16 protein-coding genes are annotated in these 15,236 nt (G+C 61.7%); 9 read left to right on the top strand and 7 right to left on the bottom strand.

Annotated features, from left to right (window positions below; genetic code table 11):
* Positions 1-71: 71 nt before the first annotated feature.
* The 4 genes from GRI32_RS01255 to GRI32_RS01240 are packed head-to-tail and all read right to left on the bottom strand — an operon-like array spanning position 72 to position 3,409.
* A complete protein-coding gene (locus tag GRI32_RS01255; RefSeq protein WP_160589314.1) occupies positions 72-602 on the bottom strand; it encodes a DUF3237 domain-containing protein in 531 nt (176 codons plus the stop codon).
* Positions 602-1,351, bottom strand: coding sequence for an SDR family oxidoreductase (locus GRI32_RS01250; protein ID WP_160589313.1), 750 nt, complete (start codon positions 1,349-1,351; stop codon positions 602-604). The genes GRI32_RS01255 and GRI32_RS01250 overlap by 1 nt, the downstream gene beginning before the upstream one ends.
* Before the next feature lie 10 nt (positions 1,352-1,361).
* Complete coding sequence (locus GRI32_RS01245) at positions 1,362-1,751, bottom strand: nuclear transport factor 2 family protein (RefSeq protein WP_160589312.1); 390 nt, start codon at positions 1,749-1,751, stop codon at positions 1,362-1,364.
* Positions 1,748-3,409 (bottom strand): GMC family oxidoreductase, encoded by a 1,662-nt coding sequence (locus tag GRI32_RS01240; RefSeq protein ID WP_160589311.1) that lies wholly within the window; start codon positions 3,407-3,409, stop codon positions 1,748-1,750. The genes GRI32_RS01245 and GRI32_RS01240 overlap by 4 nt, the downstream gene beginning before the upstream one ends.
* 65 nt (positions 3,410-3,474) lie before the next feature.
* Between GRI32_RS01240 and GRI32_RS01235 the strand changes: the two genes are divergently transcribed.
* The 5 genes from GRI32_RS01235 to GRI32_RS01215 all read left to right on the top strand — a co-directional run bounded on the left by GRI32_RS01235 (position 3,475) and on the right by GRI32_RS01215 (position 7,913).
* Positions 3,475-3,870 carry a nuclear transport factor 2 family protein gene (locus GRI32_RS01235; protein WP_160589310.1) on the top strand — a complete coding sequence of 132 codons (396 nt, stop codon included), beginning with the start codon at positions 3,475-3,477 and terminating at the stop codon, positions 3,868-3,870.
* Positions 3,871-3,936: 66 nt separating this feature from the next.
* Positions 3,937-4,884 (top strand): DUF8021 domain-containing protein, encoded by a 948-nt coding sequence (locus tag GRI32_RS01230; protein ID WP_160589309.1) that lies wholly within the window; start codon positions 3,937-3,939, stop codon positions 4,882-4,884.
* Between the two features lie 31 nt (positions 4,885-4,915).
* Entirely contained in the window at positions 4,916-5,929 is a 1,014-nt protein-coding gene (locus GRI32_RS01225; protein ID WP_160589308.1) for a DUF8021 domain-containing protein, read from the top strand.
* A 106-nt stretch (positions 5,930-6,035) separates the two neighbouring features.
* Positions 6,036-7,160 carry a uroporphyrinogen decarboxylase/cobalamine-independent methonine synthase family protein gene (locus GRI32_RS01220; RefSeq protein WP_160589307.1) on the top strand — a complete coding sequence of 375 codons (1,125 nt, stop codon included), beginning with the start codon at positions 6,036-6,038 and terminating at the stop codon, positions 7,158-7,160.
* On the top strand, positions 7,161-7,913 hold the full coding sequence (locus tag GRI32_RS01215) for an IclR family transcriptional regulator (RefSeq protein ID WP_160589306.1): 753 nt from the start codon (positions 7,161-7,163) through the stop codon (positions 7,911-7,913).
* A gap of 3 nt (positions 7,914-7,916) precedes the next feature.
* On the opposite strand, the gene GRI32_RS01210 is transcribed toward GRI32_RS01215, so the two are convergent.
* The 3 genes from GRI32_RS01210 to GRI32_RS01200 all read right to left on the bottom strand — a co-directional run bounded on the left by GRI32_RS01210 (position 7,917) and on the right by GRI32_RS01200 (position 10,848).
* Positions 7,917-8,564 (bottom strand): hypothetical protein, encoded by a 648-nt coding sequence (locus GRI32_RS01210; protein WP_160589305.1) that lies wholly within the window; start codon positions 8,562-8,564, stop codon positions 7,917-7,919.
* A gap of 119 nt (positions 8,565-8,683) precedes the next feature.
* Positions 8,684-10,108 carry a syringate O-demethylase gene (gene desA, locus GRI32_RS01205; RefSeq protein WP_160589304.1) on the bottom strand — a complete coding sequence of 475 codons (1,425 nt, stop codon included), beginning with the start codon at positions 10,106-10,108 and terminating at the stop codon, positions 8,684-8,686.
* Positions 10,109-10,146: 38 nt separating this feature from the next.
* The gene (locus GRI32_RS01200; RefSeq protein ID WP_160589303.1) at positions 10,147-10,848 is read right to left on the bottom strand and encodes an alpha/beta fold hydrolase; all 702 of its coding nucleotides are present in this window, start codon (positions 10,846-10,848) and stop codon (positions 10,147-10,149) included.
* Positions 10,849-10,989: 141 nt separating this feature from the next.
* Here GRI32_RS01200 and GRI32_RS01195 point away from each other — a divergent pair, with 141 nt between their 5' ends.
* The 4 genes from GRI32_RS01195 to GRI32_RS01180 are packed head-to-tail and all read left to right on the top strand — an operon-like array spanning position 10,990 to position 15,236.
* Positions 10,990-11,862 (top strand): methylenetetrahydrofolate reductase, encoded by an 873-nt coding sequence (locus GRI32_RS01195; protein WP_160589302.1) that lies wholly within the window; start codon positions 10,990-10,992, stop codon positions 11,860-11,862.
* Between the two features lie 13 nt (positions 11,863-11,875).
* Positions 11,876-12,727: a formyltetrahydrofolate deformylase gene (gene purU, locus GRI32_RS01190; protein WP_160589301.1), complete on the top strand. Its 852-nt coding sequence runs from the start codon at positions 11,876-11,878 to the stop codon at positions 12,725-12,727.
* A gap of 23 nt (positions 12,728-12,750) precedes the next feature.
* Positions 12,751-13,683 carry a bifunctional methylenetetrahydrofolate dehydrogenase/methenyltetrahydrofolate cyclohydrolase FolD gene (gene folD / locus GRI32_RS01185; RefSeq protein ID WP_160589300.1) on the top strand — a complete coding sequence of 311 codons (933 nt, stop codon included), beginning with the start codon at positions 12,751-12,753 and terminating at the stop codon, positions 13,681-13,683.
* A gap of 50 nt (positions 13,684-13,733) precedes the next feature.
* Positions 13,734-15,236: a flavin-containing monooxygenase gene (locus GRI32_RS01180; RefSeq protein ID WP_160589299.1), complete on the top strand. Its 1,503-nt coding sequence runs from the start codon at positions 13,734-13,736 to the stop codon at positions 15,234-15,236.

Below are 15,236 nucleotides of genomic sequence, written 5' to 3'. Positions count from 1 at the left end.
CTGGGTTCTTGGGCCGGGTTCTTGGGCCGGGTAGGCGATCTCCTCCCAGTCCGATCCCGGCCGCAACGCCCTCAGGTCAGCGCGTAATAGCGCAACCGGTTGCCGTCGCTCTTGCGCTCGCCCACGCCGATGAACACGTGCTTGGTCAGCCAGTCATGCTTGCCTGCCGCGCATTCGAAGGTGGTCTGGCTGCGCAGGTAATATTCGTCATGCGGAACGGGCTCGCCATCGTTGAAGGCCCAGTCGCGCAGGCGGGCCATAGTGTCTGGCTTGCGGCCCCACAGGAAGCCGCGGTTCTGCAACATGATGGTGGTGCCATCGTCCTCCTGCAGCAGATATCGCGCATCGAGGCAGGAGACATCGTCACCGCGCCAATAGGCATAATCGCCGCCCGATCCGGGGACCGCCTTGCCCTTCAGCAACGGCCCTTCAAACGTGCCGCCCTGCACCAGCACCGCCGTGCGCATACCGCCGCCGGGAAGAGGCGCCATCGAATAGACTTCCGGAAATTGCAGCCGCACTTCCATCACCAGCTCAAGGCGGGGATTGTCCAGCTCCGAGTAGGGCTTGGCGAAAGGCGTGGTGTCGGAAAAATTGCTCATCAACGTAACTCCAGTAATCCGCCATCGACGAAAAGATTGGCGGCGGTGATGAAGCTGGCGTCCTCGCTCGCCAGGAACAGCACGGCCTTGGCAACTTCGTCGCTCGTCCCCATGCGGTGCATCGGGATGTTGTCGATCATCATCTTTTTCAGGCCTTCGATCTGCTCATCGCTCATGCCCGGATTGCGATAGAGCAGCGGGGTGTCGATCGGGCCGGGGCTGACCATGTTGAGGCGGATGCCGCGCGGCACCAGCTCCTTGGCAAAAATCTTCATCGCCATCGCCAGGCCAGCCTTGGCCGCACCATAGGCACCATTGGCCTCTATCGCGCCATGTGCGCCGATGGAGCCGGTTACGACGATGGAGCCGCCCTTGCCCATGATCCGCACCGCCTTTTGCAGGGCGAATACGCAGCCTTTCAGATTGATCGAATGGATGTGGTCCCAGTCATCTTCGGTGATGGCTTCCAGCGGAGCGAAACCGCCCACGCCGGCATTGATATACAGCACATCGATCCGCCCGTCGGCAGCTTCGACCTTGGCCACAACATCCTGCGTCGCGGCGACATCGGCAATGTCGGAAGCATAGCCGGTAGAGCCGGGAATGGAGGCCACTGCCGCATCGATCGTATCCTGATTGCGGCCGGTCAGGTGAACCTTTGCACCCTCTGCCGCGAATGCCTGCGCAGCGGCCAGCCCCATGCCGCTGTTGCCGCCCAGCACCAGCACGATCTTGTTTTCGAAACGCATCAATCTCTCCTCAGAAGGGGGATGCCGGATTCGGCCCGCCCTCGATAACATCCTGCATCACGTCCCAGTGTTCGGCGATCATGCCGTCTTCGATGCGGAAGATGTCCATCACCGCCCAGCCCAGGTCATCCGGCCAGCGGCGCACATGGTAATGCACCGTCACATGGTCACCATCCACAAAGGCGCGCTTCACATCGTGCACCGCCTCGGGCGTGGCCTCGCGGATCATGTCGAGGAACTTCTTCAGCCCCTCCCGCCCCGGCTCGGCAGCCTGATTGTGCTGGATGTAGCCGGGCGCAATGAAGCGGTCGACCGCAGATGAATCCATCGGGTTGAGGACATGGGCGAACATGTCCAGCACCAGTTGCAGATTGGCAGCCTCGCCGGCAGTGCGGTTCATGCGGCTGCCCTTCCTTCCGGCTTTGTGGGCGGCAGTTCGGCAGCGGGCAGCGATTGCCCGCGCATCATGTCCGCCGCCTTTTCCGCCACCATGATGGTGGGCAGGTTGGTATTGCCGCCGGGCACGGTGGGCATGACGCTGGCATCGACCACGCGCAGGCCTTCCACCCCGATCACCCGGCAGGCTTCATCCACCACCGATTGCTCACCCATGCCCATGGCGCAGGTGCTGGTGGGATGCTGCGCGGTATAGCAGGTGGCGCGCACGAACGCGTCCAGCTCCTCATCGCTTTCCTTGCCGGCGCTCAGGCCACGCTCGTCCGCCAGCAGATTGCCCATCGGCGGCGTGGTATAGATCTTGCGGGCGGTGCGGATGGCGCGGCGCATCTGCTCGCGGTCGGCCTCCTCGGCCATGATGTTGAGCGTGATGGCCGCTTCCTGCATCGGGTCTGCGCTTTTCAGCTCCACCCAGCCCCTGCTCTGCGGATGCAATTGCACCAGCCCGGCCCAGAACACATGCTCCTGCTCGGCCTTGATGCCGGGGAACCACGGTGCGGCGTCGAAACGGATCGGGTTGACCATGATCTGCAGGTCGGGCCGCTCCAGATGCGGCGCGGTGCGGATCACCACGTTGCAGCTGTTCACCTGGCTGGCCATCGTGCCCTTGCCGGTCAGCATCCATTTGGCGGAGTTGAGCAGGATCCGGTCCCAGCGCAACTGCGTGAGGAAGGTGGTCTTGTCCTTCGCATTCCATTCCAGCGATGCGGTGGGATGTTCCTGCAGATTGCGGCCCACGCCGGGGCTGTCATGCAGCACATCGATCCCGTGCGCCTTCAAATGGGCGGCAGGCCCGATGCCCGACAGCATCAGCAGATGCGGCGAGTTATAGGTGCCGCCGCACAGGACCACCTCCCGCGCAGCGCGGACAAGCTGCGGGCCGCCGGGGGAATCGATCTCCACGCCAATCGCGCGCTTGCCTTCAAACACCACGCGTCGCACCTGCGCGCCCGAACGGACATCCAGATTGCGCCTGCCCAGCGCGGGTTTGATATAGGCGGTGGCCGCGCTGACCCTGCGTCCGCGCGCATCCACGGTCTGCTCACCGCGTGCGAACCCTTCGGGCACAGCGCCTGCCAAATCGTCGCTGGTGGCAAAGCCAGCCGCCTTGGCCGTGGCCATCATTTCTTCATGCAGCAAATGCGGGCTGACGATGGGCTGGATCGCCACCGGTCCGCCCGTGCCGTGATAGGCGCCATCGCCGCGCCAGCTGTCTTCCAGCTTACGGAAATAGGGCAGGCAGTCGGCATAGCTCCAGCCGCGTGCGCCCATTTGCGCCCACTGGTCATAATCCGCCGGATGGCCGCGCATGGCGAACATGCCGTTGATGGAGCCGGAACCACCCATCACCTTTCCGCGCGGCATGGGCATGCGGCGGCCATCCAGATGCGGCTCTTCCTCGGTCCAGTATTTCCAGTTGAAACGCGGATCGGGCATGGCTTTCAGGAAGGCCAGCGGCATCTTGAGATAGAGGTGATCGTCGCGCCCGCCGGCTTCCAGCAGCAGCACGTTGCTCTTGCCATCCTCGCTCAGCCGCGCGGCCATGACGCAGCCCGCGCTGCCCCCGCCAACGACAATGTAATCGAATTGCGCCTCGGCCATTCCTGTCTCCCTTGCCGCCTTGCTAACGCTCGTTACTATGGTGCGCAAGCACAGGGAGGGAAACCATGACGCGCGAAGATTACGAACGATATGCCGCGGCCTTCAATGCCCGCGATTATGATGGCGTGTTTGACTTCTACGCCGAGAATCCGCGCATGGAATTTTTCGGGATCAAGATCACCACGCGCGACCAGCTGCGCGAATTCTACAGCTTCCTCCACAGCTATGTGCATGAAACCATCGTGGTCGAGAAATTCGCCAGCAGCGATGAACTGGCTGCGGTGGAGGGGGTGATCCGGATAGAGGCCTACCGTGACCTGACCCGCGAGATCCTGGATGCACACGGAATGCAGCAGTTCTTCCCCATCGCCAACGGCGACGTGCAGGAGATGCGGCAGTATATCCATTACCATCTGGAGGACGGAAAGATTGCCAGCGTTGGGTGCGCCATCGTTCCCTGAGTGCATGGCGCTTGCCAAGCGCGCTCACCCCCGGCACATTCCGCACGGGGAATGGGAGGGAAGCGAATGAAATCCACATTGGTGATGGCCGCTGCTATGGCCGGGGCGAGCCTGCTGGCGCCGCAAAGCGCGGCTGCGCAGATTGGCGCGACATGCGACCGCGCCTGCCTGACAGGCATGATGGACCAGTATTTCGACGCCCTGATCGCGCATGATTCGGGCCAGCTGCCGCTCAGCAACGATATCAAATATACCGAGAACGGGGTGACTCTCGCGATCACCGACGGCCTGTGGCAGACCGTGCGCGCCGCGCCATCCTATCGTTTCGATATTGTCGATGTGGAAGCGGGTGAGATCGGCACGCTGGGCGTGGTTACCGAAGGCACGAATGAGAATTTCTTTTCCACCCGCATCAAGGTGGAGAATCGCCGGATTACCGAGATCGAGAACCTGGTGGTGCGCAGTATCTCCGGCCCCAGCGGCTTTGGCAGTCCTGAACCCAGGTCCGAGCCTTTCCCGATTTTCAACGAGATTGAGCCTGTTGAAACCCGCTCCAGCCGCAGCGAACTGATTGCGGCCGCCAATGCCTATTTCACCGGGCTGGACAGCGAAGTGACGGGCGCCAACGTGCCTTTCGATCCCGATTGCCAGCGGCTGGAGAACGGTGGCTACATGGCCAATTCGCCCACCGCTGAACCCGGATCGATGCAGGCACTCGGCTGCAAGGCGCAGTTCGATACTGGCTTTCAGGTGATCGTCACCAATATCCGCGCACGGCGCTTTCCCATTGTCGATGAGGAGCACGGGCTGGTCTATGCGCTTGGCTTCTTCGATCATGCCGGTGCAGTGCCCGAATATGGCCGCCCGGATGGCACGGTGCAGCCGGTCTCGGGTCCATTCAGCCAGCCATTCAGCTTCGTTATCGCGGAGGTGTTCAAGATCCGCGATGGCCGCATCCGCCAGATCGAGGCGGTGCTGACGACAGTGCCCTATGGCATGCCCAGCGGCTGGTAATGCGTCACATGAAATCTTGGGAGGGATGACAATGAGAAAGACACTTACATTCGCCGGTAGCCTGCTGCTTGCCACTGCACTGACCGCCTGCGGGGAAACCGCGACGGAAGAGGCCGCACCTGTTTGCGACCGCGCCTGCCTGATCGACCTGACAGCAAACTATGTGGCCGGAATCGAAGGCAATAATGCCGAGGGCATCACCTTTGCGGACGAGGCAAAGATCGTCGAGAACCTGCATCGCATTCACGCCGGTGAAGGCCTGTGGGCTGACACCACCGGAGCGGGCACCGATTTCGGCGTGACCGTGCCTGATGAGATCAACCAGACCGCCGGCTGGCTCGGCATGATCGAACGCGCGGGCGTGCCCACCGTGGTGGCCATCCGCCTCAAACTGGACGATCAGGGCAAGATCGCCGAAGCCGAGCATCTGTATGCCGAAGTTCCCGCCGACCGCGCGGAAGAACGGCTCACCACTCCGCGCCCCGGATTGCTGGCCGAAGTTCCCGCAGATGCGCGCATGGACCATGATGCGCTGATCACGCTCGGCGCCAGCTATTATGACGCGCTGGATGACAATGACGGTACGCTGATGCCATTTTCCGCCGATTGCCAGCGGCACGAAAACGGCATGGTCACCGCCGGTGCCGATGCCGGGGCGGGTCCGAACAACAACACATCGCCCATCGCGCGCGATTGTGCCGGACAGCTGAGCAGTAATGTGATGGCCTATATCACCCGCATCGATAACCGGCGGGTTTTCGCCGCAGATCCGGTTACCGGCCTGGTGATGGGCCTGTCGCACTTCCGCCATCCGATGGATTTCGAACCCTATGAGGTTACCGCGCTCGACGGTTCGAAGATCATGTATGACACCGCACGCCTGCCGTTCGATCCGTTCGATCTGCCCGCTGCGCATATCTTCAAGGTGGGCGCAGACGGCATGGTGCATGAGATCGAAGCCATGGGTTTCCGCGCCGATCTGAATGCCGCCACCGGCTGGGAAGACGATGCCGCAGCGCCCGCCGAAGGGGCCAGCGGGGAATAGAATTGTGCGCCCCTGTGCATGCAGGGGCGCCAACTGCCAGCGTTTCGCACTTGCGTTGATTTCGCATATCTGAAAGAACGTCGCTTCATTCAGGAGCGTATATTCAGTGATCGAAACCACCCATGTCGGCAGCCTTCCCCGCGGGCCCAAGCTCGTTCCGCTGTTGCTCGCCCGCGACAAGGGTGAGGCCTATGACGAAGCTGAATTTGACCGCGTGGTGCAGGCCGCCATTGATGAGGCTGTGCGGAACCAGGTCGAGGCCGGCGTGTCCATTGTAAGCGATGGCGAACTGGGCAAGGTCGGCTATTCCACCTATATTATCGAGCGCCTGTCCGGCTTTGGCGGCCATACGCCGCGCAAACCTGCAAAGGATCTGGCCGCCGTGCCCGAACTGGCAAAGAAGCTGGCGCATATCATGGGCGCGCAGGAATTCACCCGCGCCAGCGCGATAGACAAGGTGGAACTGGTCAACCTCCAGCCGCTGCATGACGATGTGCGCCGGTTCAAGCTGGCGCTGGAGCGGCATGGCAAGGGCACCAGGGCCTTTCTCAACACCGCATCTCCCGGCCTGATCACCGCGTTCCAGCCCAACCAGTATTATCCCAGCCACGAGGCCTATCTGGCCGATCTGGTTGCCGCCATGCGCCCGGAATATGAAGCGATCGCCGCAGCAGGATTCCAGGTCCAGTTCGATTGCCCCGATCTGGCGATGAGCCGGCACACCGGCTATCAGGACATGAGCGACGCGGAATTCATCGCCGCCATCCGCGCCAATGTTGCCGCGCTGAACGAGGCGACCAGCAATATCCCGCCCGAACAGATGCGCATGCACGTGTGCTGGGGCAATTACGAAGGCCCGCACGATTTTGATATCCCGCTGGAGGATATCATCGACGTGGTCCTCTCGGCCCGGCCCGCGACCATCTTGTTCGAACACGCCAACCCGCGTCACGAGCATGAATGGAAGGTCTGGCGCGATGCCGATACCAGCGGCAAGGTTCTGGCTCCCGGCTTCATCGACAGCTGTTCCAACTATATCGAAACGCCCGAACTGATAGCCCAACGGATTGAACGCTTTGCCGAATTTGCCGGCAAGGACCGTGTTATCGCCAGCAGCGATTGCGGCTTCGGCACCTTTGCAGGCTATGGCAAGATTGACCCGGCGGTGGCGTGGAAGAAGCTCGCCAACCTGCGCGCAGGCGCCGATATTGCCGACCAGCGGATCGGATAGATGGCCGACGCGCTCCCTCCATCCAGCCAGGTCAAATCGGCGATCCGCACGCTCGACATCATCGAGTATGTGGTGGCGCACGATCGCCCGCTGGTGGCGCAGGAGATCGCCACCGCGCTGGGCATTCCGGTGTCCAGCCTGTCCTATCTCCTGTCCACATTGGTGGAGCGGCAATATCTGGCGCGCGACGGGCGGCGCTATTCCGCCGGTCCGGGACTGGCCCGCCTGCAGGCCAGCAGCAACAGCTTCAGCCTGGCCGACCGCGCCGCGCCGCTGGTGCGCACGCTGCGCGTGCAGCTGGATGAAACGACCAGCTTCTTTGTGCGGCAGGATTGGGAGATCGAGGCGATCGTCACCGAAAGCAGCGAACAGGCGCTGCGTTATTCGGTGCCGCAGGGCCGCCGCCTGCCGATGCATGCTCTGGCAGCGGGCAAGGTGCTGCTGTCCGCCCTGTCCGATGAAGAGCTGGAACGCTATTTCGCCGAGACCGACAGGGTGAGCTTCACCGAGGCAACCGTGACCGATGAACCGCGCCTGCGCGCGCAGGTGGAAGAGGCCCGCAAGACCGGATACGCCATGACGGACGAGGAATTCTCGCTCGGCATCGTCGGTATTGGCAGGCTGGTGACAATCGGCGGGGAAGCGGTCGGCTCGCTTTCGGTAGCCGTACCCAAGGTCCGCTTCGACGATGACCTGCACGCCCGCGTGGCAGACCTGCTGGAACGCACAGCCTCTCTGCTGGAAGACAGCTAGGCCTCAGAACCCTTCGAGGAAATCGGATCCGATGCGCGTTTCGGGCTCTTCTACCTGCGGCGCTTCATCCTCTTGCTCGGCAGCGGCAACAGGCTCGTCTGCTGGCGGTGGAGGCGGCGCGGCGGATGGCCTTGCGCTGCGCAGTTCCAGAGCCGGCTGGTTGCTGCGCACCCTGATGTCGCCATCGGCCGCGCTGGCAGGCAGCGTCCGGCGATAGATGGCGGTGATATCCCAGTCACCCATTGGATCATTCTCGCCTGATCGCACCAGCAGATAAGGCTCCAGATCCGTGCCGACATAGGTCATGCGCACGTGGCCTTCATCGATCAGTTCAAAGCGGAAAATGTCGGGAATGGCTCCGGGCCGGGGGTCATCGAAGCTGAGCTCGACCCGTTCGAGAAACTCGATCCCGGTCATGCTGGGCACGTCCTCCACCCCGCCGCTGAGGCGGGCAAAGGCATTGCCATCGGTGTTGAAGCTGGCCGGGCGCTGCCAGGTGCCGCTCCACTCGCCGCCATCGCCTTCGGCAATGGTGAAGCGGAAGATCGTGGTGTCCCCGCTGCGCAGGTCCCAGTTGCCCTCAATCCCCTGCGCAAGGGCCGATACGGGCAGAAGCAATACGGCAAGGGCGAGCAGGAATTTGTGCAACATGATGATGGATTGTCTGCAGCAAAGCAGATGAATGCAAGCAAAAGCGGACGTCAAAGCCGGACAGCAAAAGGGCGGCCACTTCCGTGACCGCCCCAAAGCTTGCGTATCGGCAGGACCGATCAGGCGTTGGCACCAACACCTGTCTGACGCCAGCTGTCAGCATAGCTGTCACGCGCGACGTTCGAATAGGGAACCGGCGAGATGATCGCCTTGATCTCTACCTGCTCGTGCGGCTCGACAGTCGGCTTGGACGTGCCGCCATTGGGTTCGCCCCATACCAGCGTCACTTCCTTGCCCATTTCCACCTTGTCCGGATCAATCATGGCCAGCGAGAGCATCTTGCCTTCGTTGGAGGAGTAACCGATCCAGGTGGAAACGCCGATCACTTCGCCGTCCATCTTCACTTCGTCAAACGGGTGCATGGCATACACGGCGCTGGGGAATTCGAAGTACTTGGCACGGCCGCCTTCAGCAAACAGCGAAGACATCACACGGGTGACTTCTTCATTGTCCAGCGCCAGCGTAACCTTCTGCTTGTGCTTCTGGTCCTTCATTTTTTCGAGCGCTTCACGGCCCACGAAATCATGATCGAACTTTACGATGTGGCCATAACCAATGTCCCACGGCGTGAGGTAATAGCCCTCGATGCTGTCAGGAACATAGCTGCCGCCGATCGAGCACATGCCGGCATAGGAAGTGCCCGAAGCCCAGCTGCGGAAAGCCTTCATCATGTCGCAATCGTCAGTGTAGAACGAAGGCAACGGCGAAGGCAGCCAGCCGGATTCCAGCGTGTTGGACGAATAGGCGCGGCCGCCAACCAGCGTCAGACCATGGTCCTTGCCCGCTTCGACCAGTGCCGCATGCACAGCCTTGTAATCAGCCCATGGGCCGAACAGTTCGTAGCCCGGCTGGCCAGCCATGCCGTGACGCAGAGCGATCACGTCTTTGCCGCCAATGCCGACATGGGCCATGTTGAAGAACTTCAGATCTGGCGGGGTCTGGCCCATGGCCTTTTCCAGGATCTTCATGGCGTTGGGGCCCTGAAGCTGGAAGCGATAGTTCTTGCGGACACCGTCAGTACGCAGCGCGGTGCGTTCGTCACGCTCCACGGTCACGTCCCACTTGCTGCCGTCCGGCTTGGGATACTGGGCATGGAATTCGATCCAGTCCAGCGCGGGCGCACGGCCCACCAGGCTGAATTCATTCTCGGCCAGATAGAACAGGATTTCGTCACCGATGACATAGCCATTCGGGGTCACGGCCACATACTGCTTGGCCTTGTTGACGGCGAAATTCTTCATGCTGTTGATGGCGGTATATTCCAGCAGCGCCAGAGCTTCCGGACCGCGAACATACAGCTCAACCATGTGATAGGACTGGTTGAACAGCACGGCGCTGTCTGCCCATGCCTTCTGTTCATTGCGCCAGTTGGAATATTCTGCCGGAACACCGGGATAGGTGTTGGGGCCAACCTGCTGGTTACGCAGGAAGTCGACCACATTGGCCTGTGCGTCCAGCTTCTGCTGAAGGTTCTGTTCACTCATCGGTACTGTCCTCTCCATTGATAGGTTAAAGGGTTAGATCAGGATGCCGGGATTTCAAGCCAGCGTTTGATTGCTTCATTTACTGCGTCCGGCGCTTCCAGCTGGATCATGTGACCAGCCCCCGGAACGATAACGAGGCGGGAATTGGTGATGCGCGCGGCGATGGCTTCATGCTGCTGCGGCCCCGCCCATGCGTCCAGTTCGCCGGTCATGACCAGCGTCGGGCAGGCGATCTGCGGCAACAGGGTTTCCACTTCGGGGCGGGTGACCAAAGCATTGATCTGCGCGTCGAAAACCTCCTGCCCCATGGACAGGCACATGTCCCGCATCGGTGAGTAGATTGCCGGATCGGCCCGGTTTGCGTCTGCCACCATCGGCGGCAGCCACTGATCCACCAGCGCTTCAAAGCCATTGTCATGACCCACCGCCATCAATGCCTCTCGGCTGGCAGGCTCATTCGCGCCCAAGGGGTGAATGCCGGTGGAAACCAATGCCAGTCGGCGCACCCGCTCTGGTGCCTGGCGATAGACTTCCAGCGCCACACGTCCGCCCATGGAATGGCCGAACAGGTCGAAGCGCTGGGCACCGATACGGTCTGCATCGGCCAATGCGATTCGCGCCATTTCGGACAGGGAATCGGCCAGACCATAACTGTTGACCACGTGCGAATCCGCGAAAGCCGCAGATTGCGGCGCATAAATGCGTGAATCGCAGATCAGACCCGGCAGAAACAGCAGCATGACTAAGGTTGGAAATTCACCGTTATTCGCAGTTATGAAATTTTCGTCTATACGAATAAATCGCATTGCGCTAGGGGCTTTGTCATAAGAGTGGCTGACGCTAAGGCGCTGCTGCACGCGCTTTCGAGAGGAGAAGTTTTGATGTCCTATTCCGCCATTCATCCCAACTGGGAAAAGCCCGCCGACAATATGGTGGACGGCTATTCGCTGGAAATGACCGCGAAGGAGATCGAGGGCCTGAAGGAAGCAGCCCCGCTGATCCGCCCCGGCACACAGGTTGCCGTGACCTTCCTGCCCGGCGAAGAGCTGGAGCAGCGTGTTGAGGCCGCCGTGCTGGTGCGCGAACTCGGGTTCGAGCCGATTGTCCACCTGTCTGCCCGCCGCATCGAATCAGAACAGCAGCTGGACTGGTACCTGGGCGAAATCACCCAGAAGGCCGGCGTGAAGCGCGTTTTCATCATCGCTGGCGATCCGCCCGAAGCCGAAGGCCCCTATTCCGATTCGCTGCAGATCATCGAAACCGGCCTGCTGGAAAAGCACGGTATCGAAATCGTCGGCGTTGGCGGCCATCCTGAAGGCCACCCCAACAATACCGCCGCGCAATTGTGGGACTGGATGGAGCGCAAGATTGCCGCCGTCCGCGCCCATGGCATGACCCCGCTGGTGGTCACCCAGTTCGCTTTTGACGATGACGCAATCGTCGCCTGGCTGGCCGAGATGCGCGAACGCGGCATCGATGTGCCTGTGCGCCTTGGCGTGCCCGGCCCGGCCGGCATCAAGCGCCTGCTGGGCTTTGCCAAGCGCTGCGGCGTTGGCGCCTCTGCCAGCGTGATGAAGAAATACGGCGTATCGCTGACCAACCTGATCGGCCGCGCCGGTCCGGACAAGCTGGTCGATTCGCTCAACAGCAAGCTGGGCGAGGCTCATGGCCGCGTGCGCCTGCACTTCTATCCATTCGGCGCGCTGACCGCGTCTGCCGAGTGGATCAACGAATACCACGCCAAGCATAGCTGAGGGGGCCAGCACCATGGCCACCTGCACGCTCAGCCTGTCCTGCCCGATCCGCACGGGGATTTCCTCGCGCGTTTCCAGCTTCACGGCTGATCGTGACTGCGTGATCCTGGAAGCGCAGCAATTTGCCGATCGCAGGACGGGCCGCTTCTTCATGCGGCTTGTCCTCGATCCGCAGACCAATAACCCGGCCGACCTGCGGCGCGACTTTGCCGCGATTGCGGAAAACTTCCAGATGGAATGGAAGCTGCGCGATCCGGACTGGCTGCCCAAGGTGGTACTGATGGTCAGCAAGTTCGACCACTGCCTGGGCGACCTTCTGTATCGCAACCGCATTGGTGAGCTGGACATGGAGGTGGTGGCGATCATCTCCAACCATCCGCAGGAAGTGCTGACCACGTCGCTGATGGGCGATATCCCCTATCACCATCTGCCGATCACCAAGGACACCAAGCCGCAGCAGGAAGCGCAGATCCGCAAGATCATCACCGATACTGGTGCAGACCTGGTGGTGCTGGCGCGTTACATGCAGATATTGTCGGACGAGATGACGGCCTTCCTCAACGGGCGCTGCATCAACATCCACCACTCCTTCCTGCCCGGCTTCAAGGGCGCCAAGCCCTATCACCAGGCTTACAAGCGCGGCGTGAAGATGATCGGCGCGACCAGCCATTATGTGACGATGGATCTGGATGAAGGTCCGATCATCGCGCAGGATGTGGAGCCTTGCGGCCACAGCGAAAGCCCGGAAGACCTGGTGGCCAAGGGCCGCGACGTGGAACGCCGGGTGCTGGCCAGGGCGGTCAAGTCGCACTTGCAGGACCGCGTATTTCTCAATGGCGACCGCACGGTCGTATTTGACGCATAACGGACAAACCCAAAGGGATAACGATGGCTGAGAAGATCGATGGCCGCGCGATTGCACGCGCGCTGGACGAAAAGACCAAGGCACAGGTTGACGAGATGGTGGCAGCGGGCATGAAACGCCCGGGCCTGACCGTGATCCTGGTGGGCGAAGATGGCGCCAGCGAGGTCTATGTTCGCCGCAAGATCAAGGCTTGCGAAAAGGTCGGCATCAACAGTTCAGAACACCGCCTGCCGGCCGATACCTCGCAGGAAGACCTGCTGGCGCTGATCGAGAAGCTCAACAAGGACCCCGAAGTGCACGGCATCCTGTGCCAGGTGCCGCTGCCCGATCATATCGATACGCGGCTGGTGCTGCGCTCGATCAGCCCGGACAAGGATGTCGACGGCTTCCACCCGGTCAATGTGGGCCGCCTGTCCACCGGCACCGGCGGCATCGTCCCGTGCACTCCGCTGGGCGTGATGATCCTGCTCGGCAGCGTGATCGATGATTTCAAGGGCCTGGATGCTGTCGTGATCGGCAAGTCCAACATCGTCGGCAAGCCGGTGGCCAATCTGCTGCTGGATGCCGAATGCACGGTGACCGTGACCCATATCTATACCGAAAACCTGCCGGAGATCGCCCGCAAGGCCGATATCATCGTGGCCGCTGCCGGCGCTCCCGAACTGGTCAAGGGCAGCTGGGTCAAGCCCGGCGCTGTGCTGATCGACGTTGGCATCACCCGCATCAAGGGTGAAGACGGCAAGGAAAAGCTGGTTGGCGATATCGCCTTTGACGAAGTGCAGCACGCCAAGGCCGTCACCCCCGTTCCGGGCGGCGTGGGCCCGATGACGATTGCCTGCCTGCTGGCCAATACGGTGCAGGCAGCACGCGCGCTGCAGGGCGATAATTCGGCATCGAGCGATTATGCCGATGTTCCATCGCGCTCCATGTTTACCGAGGCTGCCGCAAGCAGCTGACCTTCAGCCCATGATTGCCAGCACGCGCAGAGCGTGACAGGATCATGCGGATGAGATCAAACGCGAGCGACTGTGATGTGCTGATCGTGGGTGCCGGTATTGCCGGTATTTCCATGGCAGCACATCTGCAGGACAAATGCGCCAATCTCAGCTTCATGATGGTTGAGCGGCGCGCACAACCGGGCGGCACGTGGGACCTGTTCCGCTATCCCGGCGTGCGCTCCGACAGCGACATGCAGACGCTGGGTTTTGCGTTCGAGCCGTGGGACGATGACCAGTCCATCGCGCCGGGCGGTTCGATCCTGGAATATTTGCGCGGCGTGATCCACAAGCGCGGAATTGCCGATCATATCCGCACCTCCACCACGGTGATTTCCGCCGACTGGCAAGGCGATCAGGCGTGCTGGCTGGTATCGGTCGAAGGCCCTGACGGCCCTGAGAAAGTCCGCGCCCGCTGGCTGTACATGTCCACCGGCTATTACGATTACGACCACCCCTATGACGCGCAGATCACCGGGCTGGAAAGTTTTGCGGGCACGCTCGTCCATCCGCAGTTCTGGCCCGAGAATCTCGATTATGCGGACAAGCGCGTGGTGGTGATCGGATCGGGTGCCACCGCGGTGACGCTGGTTCCTGCAATGGCAGAACAGGCCGGTCATGTGACCATGCTCCAGCGCACGCCCACGTGGATGTCCGTCGGCCCGTCGCGTGACAGGCTGGCGCGCGTGCTGCGCAGGATACTGCCGCGCAAGCTGGCCTATTGGCTGGTGCGCCAGCGCAATATCCGCCTGTTCGATTTCCTCTATCACGCGGCGCGGCGCAATCCGCACATGGCGGCCGAGAAACTGAGCGAAGGCGTGCGCAAGGAACTGGGCGATCTCTATTCGCCCGAAGACTTCACCCCGCCCTATAATCCGTGGGAACAGCGCCTGTGCCTGGTGCCAGACAGCGATCTGTTCAAATCGATCCGGCAGGGCAAGGCCAGCATCGTCACCGCCAAGATCGACACGGTGCAGACAGATGGCATTGCGCTGGAGGGCGGTGAAGTCCTGCCCGCCGATATCATCGTGACCGCCACCGGCCTCAAGCTCAGCCTGGGCGGCCATATCAAGGTCAGCATAGAGGGCCGCCCGGTCAACTGGGGTGAGGAATTCTTCTATCGCGGCTGCATGATCTCCAACGTGCCCAACCTGACCTTCGTGTTCGGCTATCTCAACGCCAGCTTCACGCTGCGGGCGGATAATACCGCGGCTTACAGCTGCCGCGTGCTCAATCACCTGCGCACCAGCGGAACGCAGATTGCCATCGCGCGTCCGCCCGCAGACGGGCTGGTGGAGGGGGAGCCATTCCCGTTCAGTTCCGGCTATCTGATGCGGGACCTGGCGCAGGTTCCCAAGAGCACCGATGCGCTGCCATGGCGGCTCAATCATGATTACCTTGCCGATTGCCGGGACTTTCGCCGCAATGGCGTGGATGACGGACATCTGCAGTTCGAACTGGCACCGCGCGTCACGGACCAAAGCCCAGTGGCGGACCAGCCGGAAATGGCCTAA

The sequence above is a fragment of the Alteraurantiacibacter aestuarii genome, assembly GCF_009827405.1.
GTDB lineage: Bacteria > Pseudomonadota > Alphaproteobacteria > Sphingomonadales > Sphingomonadaceae > Alteraurantiacibacter > Alteraurantiacibacter aestuarii.
Note: the sequence above shows the minus strand (reverse complement) of the source record. Positions and strands in the feature narration are given on the sequence as shown.